Origin of the sequence: Streptomyces sp. KMM 9044 (assembly GCF_024701375.2) — a bacterium.
Classification (GTDB): Bacteria; Actinomycetota; Actinomycetes; order Streptomycetales; family Streptomycetaceae; genus Streptomyces.
In genome coordinates, this window is record NZ_CP113910.1 from 6,909,759 (window position 1) to 6,935,552 (window position 25,794).

Annotated in this window: 22 protein-coding genes and 6 pseudogenes; 17 read left to right on the plus strand and 11 right to left on the minus strand. The window is 72.2% G+C overall.

Translation table 11 applies throughout. The features are described 5' to 3' along the window. Nucleotides 1-570 precede the first annotated feature (570 nt). Both HUV60_RS30960 and HUV60_RS30965 read left to right on the plus strand, forming a co-directional pair. On the plus strand, nt 571-846 hold the full coding sequence (locus tag HUV60_RS30960; protein ID WP_257853345.1) for a hypothetical protein: 276 nt from the start codon (nt 571-573) through the stop codon (nt 844-846). After that, nucleotides 846-1,889: an NUDIX hydrolase gene (locus HUV60_RS30965; RefSeq protein WP_257853347.1), complete on the plus strand. Its 1,044-nt coding sequence runs from the start codon at nt 846-848 to the stop codon at nt 1,887-1,889. Before HUV60_RS30960 ends, HUV60_RS30965 begins: the two co-directional genes overlap by 1 nt. 58 nt (nt 1,890-1,947) lie before the next feature. On the opposite strand, the gene HUV60_RS30970 is transcribed toward HUV60_RS30965, so the two are convergent. Then, nucleotides 1,948-3,318, minus strand: a complete 1,371-nt coding sequence (locus tag HUV60_RS30970; protein ID WP_257853349.1) for a dipeptidase — start codon at nt 3,316-3,318, stop codon at nt 1,948-1,950. A 233-nt stretch (nt 3,319-3,551) separates the two neighbouring features. Between HUV60_RS30970 and HUV60_RS30975 the strand changes: the two genes are divergently transcribed. Beyond that, nucleotides 3,552-4,871 (plus strand): geranylgeranyl reductase family protein, encoded by a 1,320-nt coding sequence (locus HUV60_RS30975; RefSeq protein WP_257853350.1) that lies wholly within the window; start codon nt 3,552-3,554, stop codon nt 4,869-4,871. 420 nt (nt 4,872-5,291) lie between these two features. On the opposite strand, the gene HUV60_RS30990 is transcribed toward HUV60_RS30975, so the two are convergent. After that, nucleotides 5,292-5,561: a DUF6332 family protein gene (locus HUV60_RS30990; protein ID WP_257853351.1), complete on the minus strand. Its 270-nt coding sequence runs from the start codon at nt 5,559-5,561 to the stop codon at nt 5,292-5,294. 122 nt (nt 5,562-5,683) lie between these two features. Here HUV60_RS30990 and HUV60_RS30995 point away from each other — a divergent pair, with 122 nt between their 5' ends. Beyond that, nucleotides 5,684-6,070, plus strand: a complete 387-nt coding sequence (locus HUV60_RS30995) for a MarR family winged helix-turn-helix transcriptional regulator (protein WP_257853352.1) — start codon at nt 5,684-5,686, stop codon at nt 6,068-6,070. Here the strand turns inward: HUV60_RS30995 and HUV60_RS31000 are convergent. The 3 genes and pseudogenes from HUV60_RS31000 to HUV60_RS31010 all read right to left on the minus strand — a co-directional run bounded on the left by HUV60_RS31000 (nt 6,057) and on the right by HUV60_RS31010 (nt 8,782). Beyond that, nucleotides 6,057-6,832 (minus strand): annotated as a pseudogene (locus tag HUV60_RS31000) (maleylpyruvate isomerase family mycothiol-dependent enzyme). The gene HUV60_RS30995 and the pseudogene HUV60_RS31000 sit on opposite strands and share 14 nt — an antisense overlap. A gap of 142 nt (nt 6,833-6,974) precedes the next feature. Continuing rightward, nucleotides 6,975-8,132 (minus strand): MFS transporter, encoded by a 1,158-nt coding sequence (locus HUV60_RS31005; protein WP_443047458.1) that lies wholly within the window; start codon nt 8,130-8,132, stop codon nt 6,975-6,977. 134 nt (nt 8,133-8,266) lie between these two features. Continuing rightward, complete coding sequence (locus HUV60_RS31010; RefSeq protein WP_257853353.1) at nt 8,267-8,782, minus strand: hypothetical protein; 516 nt, start codon at nt 8,780-8,782, stop codon at nt 8,267-8,269. Between the two features lie 315 nt (nt 8,783-9,097). Here HUV60_RS31010 and HUV60_RS31015 point away from each other — a divergent pair, with 315 nt between their 5' ends. The 5 genes and pseudogenes from HUV60_RS31015 (at nt 9,098) to HUV60_RS31035 (ending at nt 13,304) form a co-directional block, all read left to right on the plus strand. Then, nucleotides 9,098-10,063 carry a hypothetical protein gene (locus tag HUV60_RS31015; RefSeq protein WP_257853354.1) on the plus strand — a complete coding sequence of 322 codons (966 nt, stop codon included), beginning with the start codon at nt 9,098-9,100 and terminating at the stop codon, nt 10,061-10,063. Nucleotides 10,064-10,178: 115 nt separating this feature from the next. Next, a complete protein-coding gene (locus HUV60_RS31020) occupies nt 10,179-10,916 on the plus strand; it encodes a class F sortase (protein WP_443047459.1) in 738 nt (245 codons plus the stop codon). A 173-nt stretch (nt 10,917-11,089) separates the two neighbouring features. Then, nucleotides 11,090-11,828: pseudogene (locus HUV60_RS31025) on the plus strand (response regulator); the annotation flags it as partial. A 196-nt stretch (nt 11,829-12,024) separates the two neighbouring features. Continuing rightward, nucleotides 12,025-13,137 (plus strand): Gfo/Idh/MocA family protein, encoded by a 1,113-nt coding sequence (locus HUV60_RS31030; protein ID WP_257853355.1) that lies wholly within the window; start codon nt 12,025-12,027, stop codon nt 13,135-13,137. After that, nucleotides 13,134-13,304, plus strand: a complete 171-nt coding sequence (locus tag HUV60_RS31035; protein WP_257853358.1) for a hypothetical protein — start codon at nt 13,134-13,136, stop codon at nt 13,302-13,304. Before HUV60_RS31030 ends, HUV60_RS31035 begins: the two co-directional genes overlap by 4 nt. A gap of 38 nt (nt 13,305-13,342) precedes the next feature. Here HUV60_RS31035 and HUV60_RS31040 read toward each other — a convergent pair whose 3' ends face one another. Then, nucleotides 13,343-14,008 carry a phosphatase PAP2 family protein gene (locus tag HUV60_RS31040; RefSeq protein ID WP_257853359.1) on the minus strand — a complete coding sequence of 222 codons (666 nt, stop codon included), beginning with the start codon at nt 14,006-14,008 and terminating at the stop codon, nt 13,343-13,345. Between the two features lie 224 nt (nt 14,009-14,232). After that, on the minus strand, nt 14,233-16,548 hold the full coding sequence (locus tag HUV60_RS31045) for a heavy metal translocating P-type ATPase (protein WP_257853361.1): 2,316 nt from the start codon (nt 16,546-16,548) through the stop codon (nt 14,233-14,235). 219 nt (nt 16,549-16,767) lie between these two features. Between HUV60_RS31045 and HUV60_RS31050 the strand changes: the two genes are divergently transcribed. Next, nucleotides 16,768-17,739, plus strand: coding sequence for a hypothetical protein (locus tag HUV60_RS31050; RefSeq protein WP_257853363.1), 972 nt, complete (start codon nt 16,768-16,770; stop codon nt 17,737-17,739). Between the two features lie 58 nt (nt 17,740-17,797). Here HUV60_RS31050 and HUV60_RS31055 read toward each other — a convergent pair. Continuing rightward, nucleotides 17,798-18,314: pseudogene (locus HUV60_RS31055) on the minus strand (DeoR/GlpR family DNA-binding transcription regulator); the annotation flags it as partial. On the opposite strand from HUV60_RS31055, the pseudogene HUV60_RS31060 reads away from it, so the two are divergent. Next, a pseudogene (locus HUV60_RS31060) lies at nt 18,311-18,526 on the plus strand (sugar isomerase); the annotation flags it as partial. The pseudogenes HUV60_RS31055 and HUV60_RS31060 overlap by 4 nt on opposite strands. Nucleotides 18,527-18,528: 2 nt before the next feature. Next, nucleotides 18,529-19,098 (plus strand): annotated as a pseudogene (locus HUV60_RS31065) (class II fructose-bisphosphate aldolase); the annotation flags it as partial. Nucleotides 19,099-19,187: 89 nt separating this feature from the next. Here HUV60_RS31065 and HUV60_RS31070 read toward each other — a convergent pair. Beyond that, nucleotides 19,188-20,330 (minus strand): methyltransferase, encoded by a 1,143-nt coding sequence (locus HUV60_RS31070; protein WP_257853364.1) that lies wholly within the window; start codon nt 20,328-20,330, stop codon nt 19,188-19,190. A gap of 274 nt (nt 20,331-20,604) precedes the next feature. On the opposite strand from HUV60_RS31070, the gene HUV60_RS31075 reads away from it, so the two are divergent. The 5 genes and pseudogenes from HUV60_RS31075 to HUV60_RS31095 all read left to right on the plus strand — a co-directional run. Further along, nucleotides 20,605-21,255 (plus strand): alpha-ketoglutarate-dependent dioxygenase AlkB family protein, encoded by a 651-nt coding sequence (locus tag HUV60_RS31075; RefSeq protein ID WP_257853366.1) that lies wholly within the window; start codon nt 20,605-20,607, stop codon nt 21,253-21,255. Between the two features lie 35 nt (nt 21,256-21,290). Next, nucleotides 21,291-22,529 (plus strand): ROK family protein, encoded by a 1,239-nt coding sequence (locus HUV60_RS31080; RefSeq protein WP_257853368.1) that lies wholly within the window; start codon nt 21,291-21,293, stop codon nt 22,527-22,529. A gap of 177 nt (nt 22,530-22,706) precedes the next feature. Then, a complete protein-coding gene (locus HUV60_RS31085; protein ID WP_257853369.1) occupies nt 22,707-23,594 on the plus strand; it encodes an NAD(P)-dependent oxidoreductase in 888 nt (295 codons plus the stop codon). A 132-nt stretch (nt 23,595-23,726) separates the two neighbouring features. Continuing rightward, nucleotides 23,727-24,149 (plus strand): PPOX class F420-dependent oxidoreductase, encoded by a 423-nt coding sequence (locus tag HUV60_RS31090; RefSeq protein WP_257853370.1) that lies wholly within the window; start codon nt 23,727-23,729, stop codon nt 24,147-24,149. Between the two features lie 231 nt (nt 24,150-24,380). After that, nucleotides 24,381-24,530, plus strand: a pseudogene (locus HUV60_RS31095) (SHOCT domain-containing protein); the annotation flags it as partial. A gap of 140 nt (nt 24,531-24,670) precedes the next feature. On the opposite strand, the gene HUV60_RS31100 reads toward HUV60_RS31095, so the two are convergent. Further along, complete coding sequence (locus HUV60_RS31100) at nt 24,671-25,216, minus strand: ATP-binding protein (RefSeq protein WP_257853372.1); 546 nt, start codon at nt 25,214-25,216, stop codon at nt 24,671-24,673. Between the two features lie 195 nt (nt 25,217-25,411). Beyond that, the gene (locus HUV60_RS31105; RefSeq protein WP_257853373.1) at nt 25,412-25,735 is read right to left on the minus strand and encodes a hypothetical protein; all 324 of its coding nucleotides are present in this window, start codon (nt 25,733-25,735) and stop codon (nt 25,412-25,414) included. Nucleotides 25,736-25,794: the final 59 nt, after the last annotated feature.

Genomic DNA, 25,794 nt, shown 5'->3' on the forward strand with positions numbered 1-25,794 from the left:
GAGCCAATCACCGAGGAGCAGGCAACCGGGTACTCCTTCTCATCGTCATCGCCTACGCGACTTGGAGGTTACGACCAACTCGAGCTGAACCCAGGCAGCCGCGAAGCCTCTCGTGGGGAGCCGGGAGCCGGGAGCTTGTGAGTGAAGCACCGACGTGGCGAGCCCGGGTCTCGCGCTGACCACTGCCCGGGCAGCGGCTGTTGCCTGAGCGGCGACGCTGGATCCCTTGAACCGCAGAAGGAGCAGTCGCAACTCCTTTACGCCAAGCAGACCCTTTCCGGCACGGACGGCCGCCTCGGCCGCCAGCCCTGGGGAGACGTACCGCACCTCGCATACCTCTCCAACAGCCGGGAAAACACCGAGGACTCAAGGGCGCCACGGTCTATCCGGCCAGCAGACGCCGGGGCGGGCCGTGACCAGCTCTCGACGCGAGGCCAGAGCCGGTCGTAGTGGTCGAACACAGACGTGATTGCACCCGGGGCAGCGGCCACGGCCACTCCGAGATCCGCCGGATCAAGGTCGCCACCGGTCAGCAACTTGCTCTTCCCCGGCGCCTGCCAGGCGGTCCAGATGAAGCGCCATCGCACCGACCGCAAGACCGGCAAGGTCGCCATCGCCACCGTCTATGCGGTTACCAGCCGGCATGAGCTGCCCGGTGTGGAGGGTACGTACAGCGAGGTGACGATCGCGATGGAAGAGTGGATCGTTGGGTATCTCCAGGGAGTCTGGGAGAAGGAGGTGGTGGGAGCCGGGCTGTGGACACCCTCATTTCCCATACCTCTTCCAGACGAACCGGCGAAATTCGCTCCGCCGCTGGTCAGCGGCCTTCCCACCCTGGAGTACTAGTGATTGTCGTCTGGATCAACGGTGCGTTCGGTGCGGGGAAGACCACGACCGCGCGGGAACTGATCGAACTGATCCCGAACAGCGCGCTCTTCGACCCCGAGGTCATCGGCGGGGCGCTCAGTCAACTGCTTCCGCCCAAACACCTCGCCGAGGTCGGCGACTTCCAGGACCTTCCCATCTGGCGCCGCCTGGTGATCGACACGGCGGCGGCGATGCTCGCCGATCTCGGCGGGACCCTGGTCGTCCCCATGACACTGCTGAGACAGGAGTACCGTGACGAGATCTTCGGCGGCCTCGCGGCCCGCCGGATTCCGGTCCGGCATGTCCTCCTCGCTCCGGCGGAAACGATCCTGCGTGAGCGAATAGCGGGCCGGGAGGTTCCGCCGGACCTCCCGGACGGCGAGATACGGATCCGGCAGTGGTCCTACGACCACATCGAGCGGTACAAAGCCGCTCTGGCCTCCTGGCTCACCGCCGACGCCTACCCCGTCGGCACCGGCTCGCTGAGCCCGTACGACACCGCCGTCCGGATCGCCGAGGCGGTCGGCAGCGGTGAGGTGCCCGCCTGCGACATCGTGCAGACGCCCGAGCCGACCGCCGAGACCGTCGCCGCCGGTGTCCTCCTCTTCGACGAGCGCGACAGAGTGCTGCTCGTCGACCCGACGTACAAGCCGGGCTGGGAGTTCCCCGGCGGAGTCGTCGAACCCGGTGAGGCACCCGCGCGCGCGGGTGTCCGCGAAGTCGCCGAGGAGACCGGCATCCGACTCGACGACGTGCCGGCCCTGCTCGTCGTCGACTGGGAACCGCCCGCACCACCCGCCTACGGCGGCCTGCGTCTGCTCTTCGACGGCGGACGCCTCGCCGCCGCCGATGCCGCACGGCTGCTGCTGCCCGGCCCCGAACTACGCGACTGGCGTTTCGTCTCCGAGACGGAGGCCGCCGACATGCTGCCCCCGGTCCGCTACGAACGGTTCCGCCGCGCCCTGCGGGCACGGGAACGCGGGAAGGCGATGTATCTGGAAGCCGGGGTACCGGTCGGCTGACGTCCGGAACCCGACCGGACCTCGCACACTGTCCCGCAGCCGGGCCGCGCGGGTGAAATCACCCCGTGGGCCCGGCCGCGGACGCGTAGTTGCGCAGGAACAGCGCCTCCGTGACCGACAGCCGCTCCAGTTCGTCGGGCGAGACGCTTTCGTTCACCGCGTGGATCCGGGCCTCCGGCTCGCTCAGACCGATGAGCAGGATCTCCGCCTGCGGGTAGAGGGCCGCGAGGGTGTTGCACAGCGGGATGGAGCCGCCCTGCCCCGCACAGCTCATCTCCCGGCCCGGGTACGCGACCGCCATCGCGTCGGCCATGGCCCGGTAGGCCGGGCTGCTGGTGTCGGCGCGGAACGCCTGCCCCTGTCCGACGTGCTCGGTACTCACCCGCGCGCCCCACGGCGTGTGAGCCTCCAGGTGTGCCTGGAGCAGCTTGGTCGCCTCGACCGTGTCGACACCCGGTGGTACGCGCAGGCTGATCAGCGCGCGGGCGCTCGCCTGCACGGACGGGGTCGCGCCGACGACCGGCGGGCAGTCGATACCGAGGACGGTGACGGCCGGGCGGGCCCAGATACGGTCGGCGACCGTGCCGGAACCGATCAGCCCCACGCCGTCGAGGACCTTGGCGTCCCTGCGGAACTGCTCGTCGTCGTACTGCAGCCCCTCCCAGGTACTGTCGCCGGTCAGTCCGTCGACGGTGGTGCTGCCGTCCTCTGCGCGCAGCGAGTCCAGGACACGGACCAGGGCGGCCAGGGCGTCGGGTGCGGCGCCTCCGAACTGGCCCGAGTGCAGGTTGCCTTCGAGGGTGTCGACGCGCAGCCGTACGAGCGTCATGCCGCGCAGGGTGGCGGTCACCGTCGGCAGACCGGCGCGGAAGTTGCCGCTGTCGCCGATGACGACGGTGTCGGCTGCCAGCAGTTCGGGGTGCTGCTCGGCGTACCGTTCCAGGCCGCCGGTGCCCTGCTCCTCGGACCCCTCGGCGATTACCTTGACGTTGACGGGAATGCCGCCGTCGGCCCTGAGCGCGCGCAGCGCCAGCAGGTGCATGATCACACCGCCCTTGCAGTCGGCGGCCCCACGCCCGTACCAGCGGCCGTTCCGCTCGGTCAGCTCGAACGGCGGTGTGTCCCAGCCTGCCTCGTCCAGCGGCGGCTGCACGTCGTAGTGGGCGTACAGGAGCACCGTCCTGGCACCCTCGGGGCCGGGGAGGTAGCCGTACACCGACTGCGTGCCGTCCGGGGTGTCGAGGAGGGCCACGTCCTGGAACCCCTCGGCCGTGAGCGCGTCGGCCACCCAGCGTGCGGCGCCCTCGCTCTCGCTGCGCGGGAACTGGTCGAAGTCCGCCACCGACCGGAAGGCCACCAGTTCGGCGAGCTCCTCCTTCGCCCTGGGCATCAGTGAGGCGACGGTCACGGCGACCGGATTCGACGGCATGGGCACGCTCCTTGTGGGTGCGACGTTGTACGGGTGCGTACTTCGTGGGCGAGTCGATCGTGGAGCACGGGTGAGGTCCGGTGTACGGGGCACCCATGCCGCACGATCCTCCCACAGCGGCCTCGAGTGATCGTCGCCGTAGTATGCGGTGGACAGATGGGGGCACCCCCTAGCTTGATTGAAGCCGGGAGCTGGGGGGAGGCAGGCGGCTGGATCGGGAGCAGTAGACCATCGTGAGCAGCGAGAACTCTTCGGCGGACGACGCGCGGCAGGTATGGGACGTCGTGGTGGTGGGCGCGGGACCCGCGGGGGCCTCGGCCGCCTACGCGGCAGCGGTCGCGGGACGGCGCGTGCTGTTGCTGGAGAAGGCGGAACTGCCGCGTTACAAAACGTGCGGTGGCGGCATCATCGGCCCCTCGCGCGACTGTCTGCCGCCCGGCTTCGAGCTGCCGCTGAAGGACCGGGTGCATACGGTGACGTTCTCGAACAACGGCCGCTTCACCCGTACCCGCCGGTCCCGGCAGATGCTGTTCGGGCTGATCAACCGGCCCGAGTTCGACCACCAGCTCGTGGAACACGCGCAGAAGGCCGGCGCCGAGGTGCGCACCGGCGCCGCCGTGCAGCGGGTCGAGCAGCACGGTTCGGCCGTACCGGACCGCCGCACGGTCGCGCTTGTCCTGCAGGACGGCGGGACCGTGCTCGCACGGGCCGTGGTCGGCGCGGACGGCAGCGCCGGCCGCATAGGAGCACACGTCGGGGTCAAGGTGGACCAGGTAGACCTGGGTCTGGAGGCGGAGATCCCGGTGCCGGACACCGTCGCCGAGGACTGGAAGGGGCGGGTGCTCATCGACTGGGGCCCGATGCCCGGAAGTTACGGCTGGGTTTTCCCCAAGGGCGACACACTCACCGTCGGCGTGATCTCCCGGCGTGGTGAAGGCGCCGCGACCAAGCGGTACTTGGAGGACTTCATCGGGCGACTCGGTCTCGCCGGCTTCGAACCGAGCATCTCCTCAGGCCACCTGACCCGGTGCCGGGCGGACGACTCGCCGCTGTCGCGAGGACGGGTGCTTGTGTGTGGGGACGCAGCCGGGCTGCTGGAACCGTGGACCCGTGAGGGCATCTCGTTCGCGCTGCGTTCGGGCCGGCTGGCGGGGGAGTGGGCGGTGCGCATCGCCGGGGCGCACGACGCCGTGGACACCCGTCGGCAGGCGCTGAACTACGCCTTCGCGGTCAAGGCGGGACTCGGTACCGAAATGAGCGTGGGCAAGCGGATGCTGGCCGCGTTCGAGCGGCGCCCGGGGGTGGTCCACGCCGTCCTCACCGGCTTCCGGCCGGCCTGGAACGCCTTCCGGGACATCACCCGCGGGTCGACGACCCTCGGCGAGCTGGTCCGCACCCATCCGCTGGCCCACCGCGCCATGACCGCGCTGGACCGGCGTCCCGCGGGCGGCGGCTCCGGTGCCGGGGACAGGCCCGGAGGCGGGTCCGAGGCCGGGGACACAACAGTGGCCGGTGGAGCGTCCGAGGCCGGGGGCCCGTCCGCCAGTTCGTGACCGTGGTCCGGAAGACCGGGTGGTCGGGGGCGATGCCGAGCAGTTCCTCGTCGGAGGAGCCGGGGCCCACTCCGTCGAATCCGTCCGGGCACCGGTTGCGTAGGGGACCGGTGTCCTGACGGTGGCGGTGGCCTGCTTCAGTGCGGTCGTCACCAGCCACCACCCTGCGGCGCGGGCGGCGATGGGAACACTCAGGGCAGGGCATCTGCAGCTCGCCCATCCGCTGCACCGGTGGCCGTCGTGGCGGTGGCGGAACCGGCCGGGGAGCCGCGGAACCGGCCGTCGCCGGTGGCGCTGCTCGGTATCGGCCCGGCCAATGAGGAGAGTGCCCGCCGCAGGCCGGCAGCCCGCTCACCGTCAAAACCCACGTCGGCCGCGCCATGGCCAAACCGGCGCCCGTGCCCGACTGGTCGTTCCGGCCTATGAGCCGGGCCTGGCCCGACCGGGCCGGCCCGGCTGCCCCGGCGCCCGGCACCGCATCAGCACACTGAGCGCCCGAACGAGGAAGAAGACCGGCGCAAGCACCGCCCCGGCACCGAGCAGCAGTCCTTCGACGGCATCGGGGAGGGTGAAGAGCAGCGCCGGACCCGCCGCGGCGCCGAAGACGACCGCAGCGGCGAACGCCGCGCTGCACAGCGCGTAGCCGATCTCGACGGTGATCGCATCCCGTTCGGCCTGATTCCGCCGCACCCGTGACTCCCCGCTCACGTAACCTGCTTGACCTTCCTGAAGTCAAGCAGTCCTGGGTCCGGGCGGACAAGGAGCCCCAAGCGCGTACGTGGCGTGGGCGGCGTGCCTGCTACGGTGCGGCCATGGCGGCGAAGCAGGTCGAACAGGCGCTCGTGCGGCAGTGGCGGGACATCCTGGCCCTGCATGCGCGCACGCAGTGCGAACTCGACCGTGCACTGCACGAACACGGCCTGTGCGGAAGTGACTTCGAAGTCCTCGACATCCTCGCGGGCGCGCTGCACGGCTGTTCCTACCGCGTCCAGGAGATCGCCGAGCAGGTCCACCTGAGCCAGAGTGCGCTGTCCCGACTGATCGCCCGCCTGGAGCGGGAAGGACTTGCCGAACGGGGCCTGTGCGCGGAGGACCGGAGGGGCGTGCGGGTCTCGCTGACGGAGAAGGGGCGCGCGCTGCACTACGAGGTACTGCCGGTGCAGCGCGCGGTGCTGACCCGGATGCTCACGCGCGACTGACCCGGGGCTCCCGGGGAGGGGAAGCCATGACCACGGCGGACGTGTCCTGCCAGAGCGTGGCGAGGGCAGGGTCGCCCGACACGGCCGGCATCGGCAGGCGGTTCCACAACGCGAGGTACAACTGCTCGGCCGGACCGGACAGTTCGCATTCGGCGTCCCCGGCCGTGTCCCGTGTGGTCACGGGCGGCTCCGGGGACAGCCCTACGGTCCACACCGCGTTGGCATCCGTCACCCGCACTCGCAGGACGCGCGGTATTGCGGTACGGACCCGGCTCATGGGACGGGCCTGGAAGCCGCGCAGCAGTTCGTCGATGCCGTCCACCGCGAAGTCCGTGGAGACCGGCGCCGGGGTGCCGCCGCGCGCCGCCTCCGCGTCGAACCGGTGCACCGCCGTCTCGTGCGCCTGACGGCGGGTCCAGAAGGCCAGGGCCGAGGCCGGTCCGGGCAGAAAGGTGAAGGACTCCACGTCGGGAGCCGCACCCGACAGGGTGTCGACCAGCCCGTAATGGACCTTCGCGGTACCCGGCCATGAGATCGGCGCCGTCCAGTTCGGGAGGGTCGCCCACCGGACGGGGCCTGACATGCCCGTCGGCGACATTGGGCGGCGGCCCACCGGTGCACCACGCCGGTGTGCCGGACCAGGTCGCCTACCCGCCATTCTGGGCGGGTCGGCACCTCGGCGTCCGGGCCGGCCTTCTCGGCGGCGTCGGCCAGCAGCCGGCCCTCTTCGTCCAGGATCCCTACGAACCAGGAGACGTCCACGGGGGGGAAGTGTGCCGTACGCGGCCGCGGCCGGTGGAGTGGATGTGCGTCGGGCCACTCCTTGGCCAGAGGTCAGGCTGGGTCCGCCTGCGGGTCGCGAACCCGATCACCGTGGCCACCGCCGCGAGTACCGCCACGCTGGTCAGAGCGGTGGGAAGGCTGAACCAGTCCGCCATGAACCCGATCGCCGGCGGGCCGAGGAGCATGCCGCCGTATCCCAGGGTGGACGCCGTGGCGACACCGCTCGGACCGGTGAGTGAGCCCGCGCGTTCGATGGCCACGGGGAAGAGGTTGGCGAGGCCGCTGCCGGTGACCGCGTAGCCGAGCAGGGCAGGGCCCCCTCCAACGAGGGCGCGAGCGCACCGAGCAGCATCCCGGCGGTCGCGGTGGTACCGCCCGCGACCAGGGTCCGGGTCCTGCCCAGCCGCTCGAGCAGTGTCGTACCGGTGAGCCGCCCGGCCGTCATGGCGAGCGCGAAGCAGGAGTAGCCGAGGGCCGCGATGCCCGGCGAGGCGCCGAGGTCCTCCTCCAGATGCAGCGCGCCCCAGTCGGCCAAGGCCCCCTCGCCGTACGCGGTGCAGAGCGCGATCGGACCGAAGACGATCACCAGCATGTGCGTACGGCCGTCCAGCGGGTGCGAGCCGCCCCGCTCGGTCCGCCCGGTGCCCTTGCCCCGGCCCGGACCGTGGTCCGCGGGAGTCGGCGGCTCGATCCGCATGAGTGTCCGTCCCGCGACGGCGGTCACCACCAGGCCGATCGCCGTTAGCCCCCACAGGTGCCGCGTGGGCGAGAGGGAACCGGCGACCAGAGCGCCCAGCCCCGCGCCGGTCATGCCGCCCAGGCTGAACGCGGCGTGGAAGCTCGGCATGACGGGGCGCCGCAGCACGGCCACCAGATCGACGGCCGCGCTGTTGAAGGCGACATTGATACCGCCGTAGGCCGCGCCGAACACCAGGAGCACGGCGCCGAGCGCGAGCGCGGAGTAGGTGAGCGGCGGCAGACCGACACTGAGGCAGAGCAGGACCGCGCAGACCACGGTGACGGGATGGCTGCCGTAGCGGCGGCACAGCCGTCCGGTGAAGACCATCGTGGCGACGGCCCCGGCGGAGACCCCGAGCAGGACGAGCCCCAGCCCGCTCGCGGAGGCGCCGGTCTGCTCCTTGATGGCGGGAATACGCACGACCCAGCTCGCGAAGATGAAGCCGTCGAGGGCGAAGAAGAGGGTCAGGGCGAGGCGGAGGCGGGCGAGGTCGGAGCATGGTACGACACTGTGCGAGCGGAGTTTGTTTATTGGTGGCACAAAATAAGGCTAAGTGGCTCTCCGGGGCAGGGCAGGGGCAGGCAAGGGGGCCGGTCATGGAGCCGTCGGTTGTGGAGCTGCCGGTCGTGGTCCGCCGGCGACGCCCCTCACCGGCCCACCGGTCGTGGCCCACGTCAGCGCCTGCCCTGATCGCCGACCCACTTCAGGAGCAGCAGCTCGCGCTCCTCGCGGCCCGGGGTGGCTGCGGTGGCGTGGTCGCGGCGCCAGGTGAGGAGGTCGTCGAGGCCGGTGCCGCCACCGTCCACGAGCCGCCGCAGGAGGGTGAGCGAGAGCTCGTACTCCGTCGGCCCGTAGATCCCACCCGTGATAGCCGTGAAAGGGCTTGCTGTGACCGTTTTGTGGTCAGTCGTCACATGGACGGTGAAAGAGGGCGGATACCCGGGCCCCTGGCCCAGCATGCCGCTCACCACGTCGAACGCGAGGGAGGCGTGCCGCCGCACCGCCCGCCGGACGGCGACGTCGGCGACCTCGATGCCGTGCACCTCACCCCAGGTCCGGAATCCCGTCCGCTCGCGGCCCAGCAGCTCGACACCGTCCTTGGTGAGCCGCACCCCCGAGGCGTTCCCCTCCGGCTCGGCCCCCAGATACACGGAGTCCTCGGTGATCCAGAACAGGCCGACCATGGCCATGCGCGCCTCCAATGGCATCGTGCGTGCGGCGTCGAGCGACGCCAGTCGGTCCGCCGCTCCGCCGGTGAGGATGACCCCACCTTTCCGCTTACCCAGACGCGGAGCGTCGGCAGAGGGTTCCGCTTCCGGGGGCGGGTTCGGCCCGCGGCGGTACCGGAGAAGGCGTCGATACCGCCGTGGGAGTGGCTCTGTAACCCGTGTGAACGCCTCGAATGGTGGGAGTCAGATCCATGGCTGACGGTAGATCACGTCGGGGCCAGGTCCATGTGCTGACGTGGGGTCAGCAGCCGGGGTCGCCGACGGAAGGACATTCGGATGCGCTCTGCCCGCATGCTGCTCGCCACCGCGACGGCCACCGCGGCCCTCGTGGTCTCGGCGCCTACAGCCTTCTCCGTCTCGATGGACGACGGGGAGCACGACAAGTCTTCCTACAGCAAGGAGCACGACAAGGACAGTAGCCACGACAAGCCGCACGGCGGAATCCACACGGGTGGTGGCGCCCTGGTCGCCGTGAGCGAGGGCGGCTGGAGTGGCGAGCGCGACAAGGAGGAGTCGAAGGAGGAGTCGAAGGGCGAGGACAAGTACGAGGGCAAGGACGAGGACAAGGACAAGGACAAGGACAAGGACGAGGACGAGAAGAAGGACTGGGGGCACGGCAAGCCCAGCGGTGGTGTGCACGCGGGTGGTGGCGCCCTGGCTGCGGTGAGCGAGGGCGGCTGGAGTGGCGAGCGCGATAAGGAGGAGTCGAAGGAGGAGTCGAAGGGCGAGGACAAGTACGAGGGCAAGTACGAGGGCAAGGACGAGGACGAGAAGAAGGACTGGGGGCACGGCAAGCCCAGCGGTGGTGTGCACGCGGGTGGTGGCGCCCTGGCTGCGGTGAGTGAGGACGGCTGGAGTGGCGAGCGCGACAAGGAGGAGTCGAAGGAGGAGTCGAAGGGCGAGGACAAGTGTGAGGGCAAGGGCAAGGACGAGGACGAGAAGGAGGACTGGGGGCACGGCAAGCCCAGCGGTGGTGTGCACGCGGGTGGTGGCGCCCTGGCTGCGGTGAGTGAGGACGGCTGGAGCGGCAAGCACGACAAGGAGGAGTCGAAGGACGAGGACAAGGACGGGTACGAGGGCAAGAAGGACTGGGAGCACGAGAAGCCGAGCGGTGGTGTGCACACCGGCGGTGGCGGGCTCTCCGACCCGGGTGTCTCCGGCGGCAGCCTGGCCGCGCTGGCGGTTCTCGGCGCCGGCGCCTACGCGCTGCGGCGCAAGAAGGCGTCCGGAAGCGCGGCCTGAGCCATGCCCGGCACCATAGCAGCCGGGGCCGCCGTACACGCGTCGCGTGTACGGCGGCCCCGCTCGCCCTTTCGACTCCTGTTTCCGCTGCCGTGTCCGAATGAGGTGGTCCCCGATGGCAGCCCGCCCCCCTTCCTCCGTCCACACCGATCCGGCCCCGGCGCGGCGGAAGCTGCGCGCCGTCATGACGGCGATCTTCTGGGGTACGGCAACCCTGGTGCTGGCGGTGAGCCTGCTCGGCGGCAGGGAGGGCCCCCCTGTCGACGCCCTCGGCACGCACGCCCCTCCCGCGGTCTCCGCCACTGCCACTGCTTCCGCCACCGCTTCTCCTTCTGCCTCCGCCACTGCCACGCGTCCTGAGCCAAGCCGTTCCGCCGCGCCTCAGCCGGCTGGCGCGCATCTGTCTCGGTCCGCCCCGACCCGGTTGCGCATCCCCGGCATCAACGTCGACGCACCTTTCACTGATCTGGCCATCGGCGCTTCGGGTCAACTCGACGCGCCACCCCCGGACGACACCAACCTGGTCGGCTGGTTCGCCGACGGAGCGTCCCCGGGGGAGCGCGGAACATCGATCATCGCCGGACACGTGGACACGAAGACCTCGGCCGCGGTGTTCGCCCGGCTCTCCGAACTCGAGAAGGGCGACCGCTTCGAGGTGAAGCGGGCCGACGGGCGTGAGGCGGAGTTCATGGTCGACCACGTGGAGTCGTTCGCCAAGGACGACTTCCCCGACGAGCGCGTCTACGCCGACACGGACGATGCCCAGGTGCGGCTCATCACCTGTGCCGGGGAGTACGACCGCAAGGCCAAGGACTACACCGAGAATCTGGTGGTCTTCGCCCACCTGGTCTGACGTGTACGGCCTGGTCGGCCCGGCCAGACTCCGAATGGAGCGCTGCCCGGAAGGGGAGAAGGACACCCTTCCGGGCAGCGCGTTCGTCAGGCCACGGTGCACACGGATCCGTTGAGGGTGAACGCCGACGGACTGGGGTTGCTGCCCGTCGTGGTGGCGGAAGGAGCCGACCGATGACCAGCACACACGGTGAGCACGCAGGGTCCGCGCGTACCGACGCGATCGACGTGCTCGTGATCGACGACGACTTCATGGTGGCCCGGGTGCGCCGTGCCTTCGTCGAACGCGTCGAGGTTCGGGGTCGTCGGCGTCGCCAGCACCGGCGAGCAGGCGGTCGTCGCGGTGGACGGCCTCCGTCCCGATCTGGTCCTGCTCGACCTGTATCTGCCGGACCTGTTCGGCCTCGACGTGATTCCCCGGCTGCGCAGCGCCGGCCACGACTGCGACGTGATGGTCATCAGCGCCGCGCAGGAGGCGGACACGGTACGCGGTGCGGTCCGGCAGGGGGGCGTCGACTACCTGCTGAAGCCGTTCGAGTCCGAGGACCTGCGGGCCCGGCTGGAGCGGTACGCCGTCCGGCGCGGACTGCTGCTCGGCGCGGTCGTACGGGGCCAGGCCGACGTCGACCGGGTCCTGGCCGGAGTGACGACGCCAGTGGCGGCGACCGCGCCGGCACTTCCCAAGGGCATGAGCGTGGAGACCGCCGAACTTGTCGAGCGCACCCTGCGCGAGGCCGACGGCATGCTGTCGGCCACCGAGTGCGCCGCCCCCACCGGCGTCTCCAGGGCCAGCGCCCGCCGTTGCCTGGAGCACTTCCACCCCGTGGGCAGGGCCGAGGCCTCCCTGCGGTACGGGGCGGCAGGGCGGCCGGAACGCCGCTACCGGCTCCTGGCACTGCCGGGGCGCGGGCGTAGAGGTACGGGCGGGCGTCCCCGGCGAACCTCGTACGGGGTGAACTCGCTCACGACACGGGGTTGTACCCGTTCGAGCCCGGACCTAGGGTCGACCAGCGGGAGCAAGCGCTTTCTGCCTGCTGTGTCCGACGAGGGCTCCCGGGACCGGGAGTCCGTCGGCACCCCGTGCCCGCCGACCGTCCGAAGGAGTGCCGATGTCCCTGTCCCCCGTCCGCCGCGTCGCCGTCGTCGGCACCGGCGCCGTCGTCGCCGACGGCCACCTGCCGGCGCTGCGGGCCCACGCCGACCGCACCGAACTCGTGGCCGCCGTCGACGTGGACCCGGGCAGGCTCGACGCCTTTTGTGAACTGGCCGGCGGGCAGGTCGCCGGGTACGCCTCGGTGGACGCGATGCTGGACGCCGTACGCCCGGACCTCGTGCTGATCGGAACGCCGCCGTCGCTGCACCGGGAGCAGACGGTGGCCTCGCTCCGGGCCGGAGCCCGGGTGCTGTGCGAGAAGCCGTTGTGCCTGTCGCTCGCCGAGTACGACGAGATCGCGGCGGCGGAGGACGCGTCGGGCGCGTACGCCTCCGTGATCTTCCAGCACCGTTACGGTTCGGGCTCCGTCCACGCCCGGGAACTGATCGCGAGCGGTGCCCTTGGCGCCCCGTTGGTGGCGCACTGCCAGACCACCTGGCACCGGGACGCCGCGTACTACGCCGTCCCCTGGCGGGGGCGGTGGGCCACCGAGGGAGGAGGCCCGACGATGGGGCAGGGCATTCACCAGTACGACCTGCTGCTCCATCTCCTCGGCCCGTGGGAGGAGATACGGGCCATGGCGGGCCGGCTCGTCCACGACATCGAGAGCGAGGACGTCTCCACCGCCCTGGTCCGATTCCGGGGCGGCGCCCTCGCCACCGTCGTCAACAGCGTGCTCTCGCCGGACGAGGTGAGCCGCGTCCGCGTGGACTGCGCCGACGCCACGGTCGAGCTGACCCACCTGTACGGGCACCGCAACGAAGACTGGTCGTACACCCCGGCGCGGCACGTCCCCGCCGAACGAGCCGCCGCCTGGCGTACCCCGCCGCACGACGTGCCCAGTTCGCACACGGCCCAGCTCGGCGCCCTCCTCGACGCCTGGGACGCCGGTGTCCGGCCGCCGGGCAGCGGCCAAGAGGCCCGGGGAACGCTCGAGTTCGCCGCCGCCCTGTACAAGTCCGCCTTCACCGGCAACCCGGTGCGGGCCGGTGAGATCGTGGCCGGCGATCCCTTCCACGCGGCCATGCACGGTGACCATCCCGACTGGTCCCCGAAGGAGTACGCATGAGTACCCGTGCCGGGGAGACCGGGCAGGCTGCGCCCGCCGCCCACGGCCTCCGCGCCGGCCGCCCCCGAGGCGAGGCCGTCACCGTCACCACCGCGGACGGCGGGACGAGTACGCGCCGGCGGGTGTCACGGTGCCGTACGGAGACGGGGGAAGCAGCGGGACGGTGAACGGCCGGGCCGGGGGCGGCCCCCGGAACGGACGCCGGTCACTGTCCCCGCGCCGGCCTCGAGCCCCCGTACGAGTGGGGGAGGCGGGCCGATGCCACGGCGAGGGCGGTGGCCGCGCTGGCGATGCCGAGAACCGCGCCGGCGGCGACATCCCCCGGATAGTGCACACCCGTGTGGATGCGCGAGTAGCCGACCGCACCGGCCAGCGCGCCGAGCGGGACGGAGGCGGCGGGCAGGACCGTACCGACGGCGGTGGCGAACGCGACCGCCGAGGCGGTGTGCCCGGACGGGAAGGAGGCCGACGTCGGCATCGGGACGTGCCGGTCCACGGTCACCCGGGCCGCCTCCCGGTCCGGCCGGTCCCTGCGGACGAGGCGCTTGCCGAGGATGTTGGCCGATGCCGACGCCACAGCTATCGCCCCGACCCCGACCAACGCGGCACGCCTCGACCGTGACCCGCCCAGGGCCAGGGCACCGGCGAGGGCGAACGAGATCTTCGAGTGGTCGGCGGCGTGCGAGAGGCGACGCAGCGCCCGGTCGAGGGTGGGCGTGGGAGTGGCGGCCACCGCCGCGTACAGGGCGCCGTCGACGGACCGGAGATCACTGAAGACGGTGGACACCACCCGGCGGATTCCGTCGGCAGGCGGTACCGGCGTCGTGAGCGGGAGGGTCCCGCCCTGGTCGGTAGTGGTCGGCTCGCTCATTCGTCTCTCCCGCGGTGGTGTCGTGGAGCAGGGTCCGCGCGTCCGGGGCCCGCCGGGCACACCCGCACCGCGGACCGTGAATCACCGGATGCCCACGGTACGCGTGGTCCGCCCGGTGCGTTCGCGTGCCCCCGTCACCTCTACCCCCGCCACGCCCGGCAAGGCGCCGCACCGGCCTGGACCGAGGAGGCCCGCCCTCCCCCGCACTCACCGGGCGCTCCCCGTCAGCCCGCCCGGAAGGTGCGCAGGCGGAGGGAGTTGCCGACCACGAAGACCGACGAGAAGGCCATGGCCGCCCCCGCGATCATCGGGTTGAGCAGGCCGGCCGCGGCCAGCGGCAACGCGGCCACGTTGTAGGCGAAGGCCCAGAAGAGATTGGTCCGAATCGTGCCGAGGGTGCGGCGGGCGAGCCGGATCGCGTCCGCGGCGGCCCGCAGGTCGCCCCGTACGAGGGTCAGGTCACCGGCCTCGATCGCCGCGTCCGTGCCGGTCCCCATGGCCAGCCCGAGGTCGGCCTGGGCCAGCGCGGCGGCGTCGTTGACCCCGTCACCGACCATCGCGACCGAGCGGCCCTGTGCCTGAAGGCGCTTGACCACATCCACCTTGTCCTGCGGCAGCACCTGCGCGAAGACGTCCTCGGGCGTGATCCCGACCTCGTGGGCGACGGACCGGGCCACCGCCTCGTTGTCACCGGTCAGCAGAACAGGCCGCAGACCGAGCGCGCGCAGCCGGCGTATCGCCTCGGGGCTGGTCTCCTTCACGGCGTCGGCGATCTCCAGCACCGCGCGCGCCTCACCGTCCCAGGCCACCAGGACGACGGTGCGCCCGGCCGCCTCGGCGGCCTCCCGGGCCCGCGCCAGGTCCGCCGGCGGCTCCGTCTCCCACTGGGCCAGCAGCCGCTCCCGGCCGACGAGTACCGCGTGACCGTCCACGACTCCCTGGACACCGAGTCCGGGCACGTTGGTGAAGCCCTCGGGAGCCGGCAGGGTGCCCAGCTTCTCCAGTGCCCCGTCGGCGACGGCGCGGGCGACGGGGTGTTCCGAGGAGTGCTCCAACGCGCCCGCCAGCCGAAGTACTTCGGCCTCGTCGGTGCCCGCGGCCGGGTGCACGGCCAGCAGGGTCATCCGGCCGGTGGTGATCGTGCCGGTCTTGTCGAGGACGACGGTGTCGACGCGGCGGGTGGACTCCAGGACCTCGGGGCCCTTGATGAGGATGCCGAGCTGTGCGCCGCGTCCGGTGCCGACCATGAGCGCGGTCGGGGTGGCGAGGCCGAGGGCGCAGGGGCAGGCGATGATCAGTACCGCGACGGCAGCGGTGAAGGCGGCGGTGAGTCCGGCTCCGTTGCCCAGCCAGAAGCCCAGGGTGCCCAGCGCCAGCGCGATCACCACCGGCACGAAGACCGCGGAGATCCGGTCCGCAAGCCGCTGCGCCGATGCCTTCCCGTTCTGCGCGTCCTCCACCAGCCGTGCCATCCTGGCCAGCTGGGTGTCGGCGCCGACCCGGGTGGCCTCCACGACGAGACGCCCGCCCGCGTTCAGCGTGGCGCCGGTGACGGTGTCCCCGGCGCCCACCTCCACCGGGACGGACTCGCCGGTGAGTACGGAGGCGTCCACCGCCGAGGTGCCCTCGACGACCGTGCCGTCGGTCGCGATCTTCTCGCCGGGACGTACCAGGAAACGGTCTCCGACCGTCAGCTCCCCCACAGGAAGCGTCTCTTCACGTCCGCCCGGGCGCAGCACGGTGACGTCCTTCGCGCCCAGTTCCAGCAGCGTCCGCAGTGCCGCACCCGCCTTCCGCTTGGCGCGCGCTTCGAAGTACCGCCCGGCCAGGAGGAAAGCGGTGACACCCGCGGCGGCCTCCAGGTAGATGTTCCCGGCGCCGTCCGAGCGGGTGATGGTCAGCTCGAAGGGGTGCGTCATGCCCGGTGTGCCCGCGGTGCCGAAGAAGAGTGCCCACAGTGACCACAGGAACGCCGCCGAGGTGCCGACCGAGATCAGTGTGTCCATAGTGGCCGCACCATGCCGCGCGTTGGTGAACGCGGCCCGGTGGAAGGGCCACCCCGCGTACGTCACGACCGGGGCCGCGAGCGTCAGGGACAGCCACTGCCAGTATTCGAACTGCAGGGCCGGGGCCATCGCCATCGCCACGACGGGCACCGACAGCACCACGGCCGTGACCAGCCGCTCCCGCAGCGACCGCAGCTCGTCGGGCGCGGCCGGAGCCGGAGTGTCCTGGACCGCCGCGGGCGGCGCGGGCGGCGCGGGCTCCTGCGCCGTGTAACCGGTGGCCTCGACGGTGGCGATCAGGTCCCGCACGGTGACGCCTTCTCCGTGCGACACCCGGGCCTTCTCGGTGGCGTAGTTGACGGTGGCGGTGACCCCGTCCATCCGGTTGAGCCTCTTCTCGATCCGCGCGGCGCACGAGGCACAGGTCATCCCGCCGATGGCCAGCTCCACCCGTACCTCGGCCCGGCTCTCGGCCGGTCCCCCGGCGGACGTGGCCTCGGGTTCGTTCCCGGGGCCGGCTGTACGGACGGTCATGAGTGCTCCTGGTGACGAGGGCCGGCCGGACAAACCCGACGGCCGACCGCAGTGTACGGGCCGGGGGTATATCCTCTCCTGTAGTTCAGGTATACCCCCCATAGGTATGTGATTCAAGGGTCGTCCGACCTTGACTAAGTACCCCCCAGGGGTATGGTGAGGTGTGTGGACACCGACCCGGAGCCGGGCCGGAGATGTTGTTTCCAAGGAGAGACGGCCATGCAGACCGGACTGAAGACCACCGCATTCGCCGCAGCCCTGGCCGCGACCTTCGGCGCGGCGTACGGCGTCGGCCAGGGGCTTGAGCCGGTCGTCGAGGACGGAGGACCCGTCTCCGCGCACGACGAGCGGCACGCCCCCACCTCGCCCGCACCGCACGAGGGTGACGGTCGTGACGGGCACGAGACCGCCCCCGCGGGAGGCCTGCAGGTCTCCGAGAACGGCTACACCCTCGACCTGAGGACCCCGACGGTCGAGGCCGGTCGACGCGCGGACCTGCGGTTCGCCGTCCGGGACGACAGCGGGCGGGCGGTCACCGACTACCAACGCGAGCACGACAAGGAACTGCACCTCATCGTGGCCTCGCGCGACCTGCTCACCTACCGTCACCTGCACCCCACGCGCGCCGCCGACGGCACCTGGAGCACCCCGGTCGACCTGCCGAGGGCCGGCGGTTACCGGGTCTTCGCCGACTTCACCCCGGGGAGAAAGGATGCCGAGAACCTCACCCTCGGCGCGGACCTCGCCGCTTCTGGCCCCTACCGGCCGCAGCGCCTGCCCGAACCTCGTGACACGGCCCGGGCCGGCGGCTACGAGGTCCGCCTGGAGGGGGCGCTGCGGCCGGGCCGGGGGAGCGGGCTTGACCTGACCGTCTCCCGTGACGGCAAACCGGTCACCGACCTCCAGCCCTACCTCGGTGCCTACGGCCACTTGGCCGCCCTGCGCTCCGGAGACCTCGCCTACCTGCACGTCCACCCGAACGGCGAACCCGGCGACGGCAGCACCGAGCCCGGTCCGGCGATCTCGTTCACGGCCACGGCGCCCAGCGCGGGCAGCTACCGGATGTTCCTGGACTTCAAACACGACGGAGTCGTCCGTACCGCGGCGTTCACGGTCGAGGCGGGCACTCCCGCACCGGACTCCGGTACCGGCGACCACGGAGGCCGGGGCGGGGACGGTCACGGTCACTGAGCCGCACACGCCGCCGGCCGGACAGCGCCACCGCGCGGCCCGGCCGGCGGCGCACGGCTCACGCCACGACGACGCGCAGTCCCGCCTCCTCGAACCGGTGCACCGCCTCCGGAGCCACCGCCGAGTCCGTCACCAGGGTGTCCACCGACTCGGCCGGGCAGATCCGGGCGAACGCACGTCGGCCCAGCTTGCTGGAGTCGGCGGCCACGACCACCCGCTCGGCCCGCTCGCACAGCAGCCGGTTGATCGCCGCCTCCGCCTCGTCGTGTGCCGCCGCCCCCGTGCGCGACGTCGAAGGCGACGACACCCAGCACCGCCACGTCGAGCGTGATCTGTCCCAGCACGCCGTCCGCGAGCGGCCCTACCAGCTCGTACGACTGGGCCCGTGCGGCACCGCCCGTCACCACGATCTTGAACTGCGGTCGCACGGCGAGTTCGCACGCGATGTTGAGCGCGTTCGTCACCACGGTCAGCGCGGGCGATCCGGACACGAGATCGCCGCGCACCGCCAGCGCACGCGCCACCTCCGTGGTAGTCGTCCCGCCGGTCAGCCCGACCGCCTCGCCCGGCGCGAGGGGACACCCGCACCACCGCGCTCACCGCCGACCCGGACACTCCCGTGACGACGGCGGCGGACGAGACCGTCGTGCTCGACCACGCGGACGAACGCTCTGTCGTGCAGACCCGGTTCGCCACCACTGCCCTCACTCTGCTCCGCGCCCACCTCCGCCTGCACGGCGACACGGTCGTCGAGGACGCGCGCACCGCCCTCGCGCAACCGCCGCCCGCCCGGACGCAGGCTTCGGCTCCGTCGTGTACGACGCGGCCCGGCTGCCGTACACCGAGAACCTCGCCGCGCCCCGGGCGGCCGTCGACTGGGCACACGCCCGGGGTCTGTGGATCGAGGCCGAACTGGGAGAGATCGGCGGCAAAGGCGGCAGGTCCCCGCTGGACGCCCACGCACCAGGCGCCCGCACCGACCCCGACCAGGCCCGCGCCTTCGTCGCCGGCTCGGGCGTGGACGCGCTCGCCGTCGCCGTCGGCACCACACACGCGATGACCACCCGCACCGCCACCCTCGACCACGCCCTCCTCGGACGCCTGTCCACCGCCCTGGACGTCCCCCTCGTCCCGCACGGCTCCTCCGGCCTCCCGGACGCCGAACCCACCGCCGCCGTCGGATCGGGCATCGCCAAGGTGAACATCGGCACGGCGCCGAACACCGCCATGACCGGAGCCATCCGCGGCTTCCTCGCCGCCCGCCCCGAAGCGGTCGGCTCCCGCGGCTGCCGGACCGCGGACCGTGAGGCGATGACCCGCGCGGTGGCGGCCGTCATCGGAACGCTCACCGCCCACTGAACCGGCCTGAGCCCGAACCGGCCGGGAACTTCGCGGCCGGTTCGGGTCAGGCCCGGAGGCCGGGCCGACGGCCCAGGACGGAGGGCGGCTTACCGCTTCACGGCCTTCAGTACGACGAACTTCCGGTCGCTCGCCACCACTTCGCTGTTCCCGAACAGCCGTCGCAGCTTCACGTGGTAACCCAGATGCCGGTTGCCGACCACCCACAGCTCACCACCCGCCCGCAGGGCGCGCCGGGCGCCGGTGAACATGCGCCAGGCGGTGGCGTCGCTTGTCGCCTGGTGGGAGTGGAACGGCGGATTGTTGAGCACCAGGTCGACACTGGAGTCCGGTACGCCCGTCAGACCGTCGCCAACCCGGAACTCGGCATGCCCTGGTACGCCGTTGGTCCGGTAGGTCGCCTGCGCGGACGCCACCGCCTGGAACGACTCGTCCGCGAACAGCAGTTCGGCCCGCGGGTCGGACAGTGCCACCGCCGTACCGACGACGCCGTTGCCGCACCCGAGGTCCACCACCCGAAGCCCCGGCCGCTCCGGCGGCGGCTGTGGCAGATGCCGGAGGAAGAACCGGGTACCGATGTCGAGCCGGTCCGCGCAGAAGACCCCCGCGTGGCTGACGACGGCCCGGCCGGACATCGAGCCGATACCGTCGGGCAGCCGGTAGCGGTACGGCCAGGGACCGGCGGGACGGACCAGCGCCGGGTCCGGGGTGCAGAAGATCAGACGTGCCTTCTTCTCGGCGAGGGAGGTCCGGGTGGGGCCGATGATCCGTTCGAACAGGTTCAGCGTCGAGCTGTGGATCTCCTTCACCATGCCGGTCCCGACGACGACCGTGCCCTCGTGCACCGCGGGCGCCAGCCGCAGCAGTTGGTCCTCCAGCAGCGCCAGGCTCTTGGGCACCCGCACCAGCAGCACGTCGATCCGGCCCGGTGGCGGGTCCTGCGTGGTGAGCAGCGGCACCGTACCGGGCCCGACCCCGGCGCGTGCCAGGTTCGCGCGGGTCGCCTCCTGCCCCAGCCAGGAGTCGGTGATCTGCGTCGGCCGGTGGGCGGCGAGCGCGGTGACGAGCGCCCCCCACCGGTCCCCGACGACCACGACCGTGCCTTCCAGCGGCACCTCCTCCCGGTCGAGATGCCCGAGCAGGTACTCGTCGGAGGCGTCCCAGGCGCGCAGCCGGTCGCGGGGATCCTCGGGGAAGCGGGCCAGGAGCGGCGCACCCCACGCAGTCGTCATACGGTCGTTCATCGTGTGGGCCAGGCTAGCCCCATCCTCCGCAGGTCACCCATTCGGGAAGATCAACTGATCACAGCTGGTCAGCCACCGATCAGCGCAGCGGTCCGCGGTGCAGAACCCGCCGAAGCACGATCGCTCCAGGACCGTGATCCAGCCCGGAGGCTGTGCAAAAGAGTGACCCGCGGAGGGTGGAGCTAGCCGAGCCGCCTCGGAGAGTGCCGGGCAGGAGACGAGCCGTGGGGCGGGAGGGGAGCCGTCGGGCACGATGGGAGCCATGGACGGCGAACTGTTTCCCCGGACCCGGGCCGAGGTCGCGCCCGGAGCGGTGCACGTGCCGCACTGGCTGGACGCCCGGACACAGCGCACCCTGCTCGACGCGTGCCGCGCGTGGGCCCGCCCGCCCGCCGGGCTGCGCACGGTCCGCACCCCCGGCGGCGGCACGATGACCGCCCGGCAGGTGTGCCTGGGCAGGCACTGGTACCCGTACGGCTACGCGAGCACCGCCGTCGACGGCGACGGTGCCCCGGTCAAGCCGTTCCCCGCCTGCCTCGGCGAGCTCGGACGCCGCGCGGCGAGGGACGCACTGGGAACCGGGGCGGCGCCGGGGGCCGCGTACGACATCGCACTCATCAACTTCTACGACGGTGATGCCCGCATGGGCATGCACCGCGACAGCGACGAAAAGAGCGACGCGCCCGTGGTGTCGCTGAGCCTCGGCGACACCTGCGTCTTCCGCTTCGGCAACCCCGACACCCGGGCCCGCCCCTACACGGACGTCGAGCTGCGCAGCGGTGACCTGTTCGTCTTCGGCGGGCAGTCGCGGCTCGCCCACCACGGGGTCCCACGCGTGCACGCGGGCACGGCGCCAACGGAGTTGGGGCTCACCGGGAGGCTGAACATCACACTCCGGGTCAGCGGCTGGTAACCGGACGCGGTTGCGATCATGGGAGACTCGCCCTCATGAGCGGGAAGGCGGACCCCCGGCCGGCGGGGGAAGGGACCACCTCGAGGACGCGGCTGGACCGGGGGCGCGGTGCGCTCGGGCCCGCGTTGGAGCTCGTGCACACCGGACGTGCGCCGACCCGCGCGGTGCTCACCGCGGAGCTGGGCGTGACGCGGGCGACGGCAGGCGCGGTCGCCGCCGAACTGGAGGCACTCGGCCTGATCCGGGTCGACGCCAGGCCCGGCGCGGCGGCCGGCTCCCAGGGCCGCCCCTCGCACCGGCTCTCGGTCGCCGAGAACGGCCCGGTGACGCTGGCCGCGCAGGTGCACGCCGACGGCTTCCGGGCCGCCCTGGTCGGCCTCGGCGGCCGGATCGTGGCCACCGCCCCCGGCTGCGAGGTCATCGACGCCGACCCGGCGAAGGTGCTCGGTTCCGTCGTCGAGGCCGGCGCCGGTCTGCTCCGGGAGACCGGGCGCCGGTGCGTCGGAGCAGGGCTTGCCGTGCCGTCGGCGATGGCCGAACCCGAAGGGCTGGCCCTCAACCCGATGCACCTGGCCTGGTCCGAGGGCGCCCCGGTGCGGGAGATCTTCGCCGAGCAGGTGCGCGCCGCCGGCCTAGACGGCCCCGCCTTCGCGGGGAACGACGTCAACCTCGCCGCCCTCGCCGAGCACCGGCACGGCGCCGGGCGCGGCGCACGCGACCTGCTGTGCGTGGCCACCGGTCACCGGGGCGTCGGCGGCGCGCTGGTGCTCGACGGCCGCCTGCACACCGGCAGTTCCGGCCTCGCCCTCGAGGTCGGCCACGTCGCCGTCAACCCCGGCGGCCGCCCCTGCCACTGCGGCAGCCGGGGCTGCCTGGACGTCGAGGCGGACCCGCTGGCCTTCCTCACCGCGGCCGGCCGTGAACCCGGCCCCGAGATGTCCCTCCTGAAACAGGCCGACACGCTGATCCGCGAGCACCACGACGACCCGGCCGTCCGCTCCGCCGTCGCCACCCTCGTCGACCGCCTGGGGCTGGGACTGGCCGGCCTGGTGAACATCCTCAACCCGGACAGGATCATCCTCGGTGGTCTGCACGGCACCCTGCTGGACGCAGCCCCGGACCGGTTGCGTGCCGTCGTCGCCGACCGCAGCCTGTGGGGCCGCAGCGGCGGCGTTCCGATCCTGGCCTGCGCCCTGGACCACAACAGCCTGGTCGGCGCCGCCGAACTGGCCTGGCAGCCGGTCCTGGACGACCCTCTGGGAATCCTGGCGTAACCGGCCGGCGCAGGGGCAGGCGGTACGGCGGACGGCCGGCCGACAGGCGCACCCTCCGCAGACCGTCGCACAATGATCCACGAGGTACGAACGGGCTGTGCGAGCGGGCCGCAGAGACGGGTCCCGCGAGCGGACCCGTCTCGTACGGACCGGACCGACCGACAGAAGGCCGAGGTCATGACCGACAAGCTCACCGTGAGCGTCCTGGGGACCGGCATCATGGGGGCGGCGATGGCGCGCAGCCTCGCCCGTGCCGGCCACACCGTCCGCGCCTGGAACCGAACCCGTGCCAAGGCCGACCCGCTCGCGTCCGACGGCGTGCACATCGCCGGCACCCCGGCCGAGGCGGTCGAGCCCGCCGACGTCGTCCTGACCATGCTGTACGACGGTCCCGCCACGCTGGAGACCATGGGGCAGGCCGCACCCGCGCTGCGGCACGGCACCGTATGGGCGCAGTCCACCACCGTCGGCCTCGAAGACGTGGCCGGGCTGGCCGGTTTCGCGCGCGAGTACGGTCTGCTCTTCTACGACGCCCCGGTGCTGGGCACCCGCCAGCCCGCCGAGGCCGGACAGCTGACCGTGCTCGCCGCCGGACCGGCCGGGGGCCGGGACACGGTGACGCCGGTGTTCGACGCCGTCGGCGCCCGCACCGTGTGGACCGGGGAGGACGGTGCGGCCGGCAGTGCCACCCGGCTCAAGTTGGTGACCAACAGCTGGGTTCTCGCGGTCACCTCGGCCGTGGGGGAGACCCTCGCCCTGGCCAGGGCGCTGGACGTCGAGCCCGGCGGTTTCTTCGGCCTCGTCGACGGCGGGCCGCTCGACATGGGCTACCTGCGCGCCAAGGCGGGGCTGATCCTCGACGGGCCTTTGTCCCCGGCCCAGTTCGCCGTGAACACCGCCGCCAAGGACGCCCGGCTGATCGTCCGGGCCGGCGAACACAACGGCGTACGCCTGGACGTGGCCGCCGCTGGCGCCGAGCGCATGGAACGCGCCGCCGCCCAGGGCCACGGCGACAAGGACATGGCCGCCGCCTACTACGCCAGTTTCGACCGGCCGCCGGCCTGAGCTCCCCACCGTGACCAGCCCGTGCTCCCGGCCCACAGCTCCTCACTCCCCTCCCCGGGCACCCGTAGGCAACGTCCGGGAACCCGTCCGCGGCACCTCCGACCGCAGAGCAGACCCATCGAGGAGTCCGTAATGTCCAAGCCCCCGCTGCCGCCCCAGGCCGACGCCCTGCTGGGCCGTCCCAACCCCTGTGTCATGGCCACGCTCCGCTCCGACGGGACACCCGTCTCCACCCCGACCTGGTACGTCTGGGAGGACGGCCGTGTGCTGATCAGCCTCGACGAAGGCCGGGTCCGCCTGAAGCACCTGCGCCGCGACCCGCGGGTCACCCTCACGGTGCTCGCCGATGACGACTGGTACACCCACGTCACCCTCATCGGACGCGTCGTCGAACTGAAGGAGGACGAGGGCCTGGCCGACATCGACCGCCTCTCACGGCACTACACCGGCAATCCGTACCCGGACCGGGTGCGGCCGAGGGTCAGCGCCTGGATCGAGGTCGAACGCTGGCACGGCTGGGGCGCGATGAAGGACAGCGACCAGCCGTCCACCTGAGCCCCGGCCGCCCGGAGCGGAACGGGCTCACCTCCCGGGGCCGTCACCCCCCGGGGGGAAAAGCCGGTTCCGCCCCGGCGCCGGCCACGGCGGCGTCGGGGCGGAAGCAGCCGCCTCAGCCCCGCGTACTCCCACGGGGGGGGGTACGCACAGCGCCGACGGCCGTACGCCGACAGCAAGTCGGCGCGTGCGTCCGAGGAGTTGAACGACCACGCAGACCCTGGTGTGCTCGGCGACGGCGGGCCGACGGTGACGGACGACTCGCCCCTCGCGGCGCCCGGTCACCGCTTCGCCTCCGGCGAGATCGACGAGGACGAGTGCGGGCGCCGGCTGTCGGTCCTGGACGAGGAGTCCGGCCGGCACGGCAAGGGCGGCGCGGCATGCCGCCAAGGTCACCAGGTGGTGGCATGGGCAGGTCTCGAGGCCGGAGTCCTGGCAGGACTGCGCCCGGCCCGCACGGACGTACTGCGGGCGGTCGCCGCCAAGTGAGGCCTCCCGTAAGGGAGGAGGGCGCCGCCCGGTCAGCCGGCAACGGCGGACCGGGCGGGAGCAGGTTCGGGCCGGTGGCCCTCGACGGCGTGCTCGACGAGCGTGACGTCCGCGAACCGGTGCACGGCGCGCTCGGGGGCGGTGATCCTCGGATACCGGTTCCAGTCCACGACGGGAGCCGCGGACGGCGCCGGCAGTGTGAACCACACGACCTTGCCGGACTCGCCGTCCGGCAGCGCGCCCCAGCTCTCGCTCATCGCGGCCACCATCGCGAGCCCCCGCCCACAAGTGGCGAGCGGAGCGGCGTCCCCTATGACCGGCAACCGCGGGTCGTGGTCGTGCACCGAGACCTTGAGCCGGCCGAGCAGCACCTCCAGCTCTACCGTGCAGGTCTTGTCGGGCTGGGCGTGCCGGTGGACGTTGGACAACAGCTCCGTCACACCGAGTGAGGCCCGGTCTGTCAAGGTGTCCATATGCCAGTAACGCAATTGCGCAGATACGATTCTGCGGACCTGGCCGATCCTTGACGGCAGAGCCTGGAGCTCCACCGTGCAGTGTCTGCTTGGATGAGTGATCACAGCTGCGACTCCCCGGTGTCAGGTCCGGACGGGCGTCCGGAAGAACACGGAGTACGGATCCAGCAGGGTGCCTGCGTGATGTGGCCGCCTGCTGTCGTGGCCGGCGGGCTGGTTCGCAGCGTTATCGCCGGTAAACCCAGAGTGACGTGAGAACAGCGTGACGCAGGGGTTGGGGTGGCGCAACTCGCGGGCATTTCAGGCGCCGCGCCCCGATGCCCGGCGGACGGCTTCGACGAAGCGGCGCGCTGCGGGCGGCCCCGGCTCGCCCGGCGCCGGGTCGTGGTCGCCCAGGGTCAGCAGGTACCGGTGGCCGTTGAGGTCGGCCAGGGCGCGGCCTCCCGGGGCGAACCAGGGCCGGGAGGCGCGCACGGCCTGCACCGGCGCGCTGTCGATCTCGCTTCCGTAGCTGGTGAGCAACTCGAGCCTGCCGTCGCTGATCCGGACCTGCCCGGCCCGGGTGAGCGACCGCAGCCGTCTGCCGATCCGCACGCCCCTGGCCGTGAACTCCGGCTCGGCCATGCCCTGCCCCCTCGTGCGCGTCGGTGTACCGGACCGTGCTCCGCGGGCCGGCTCATGTC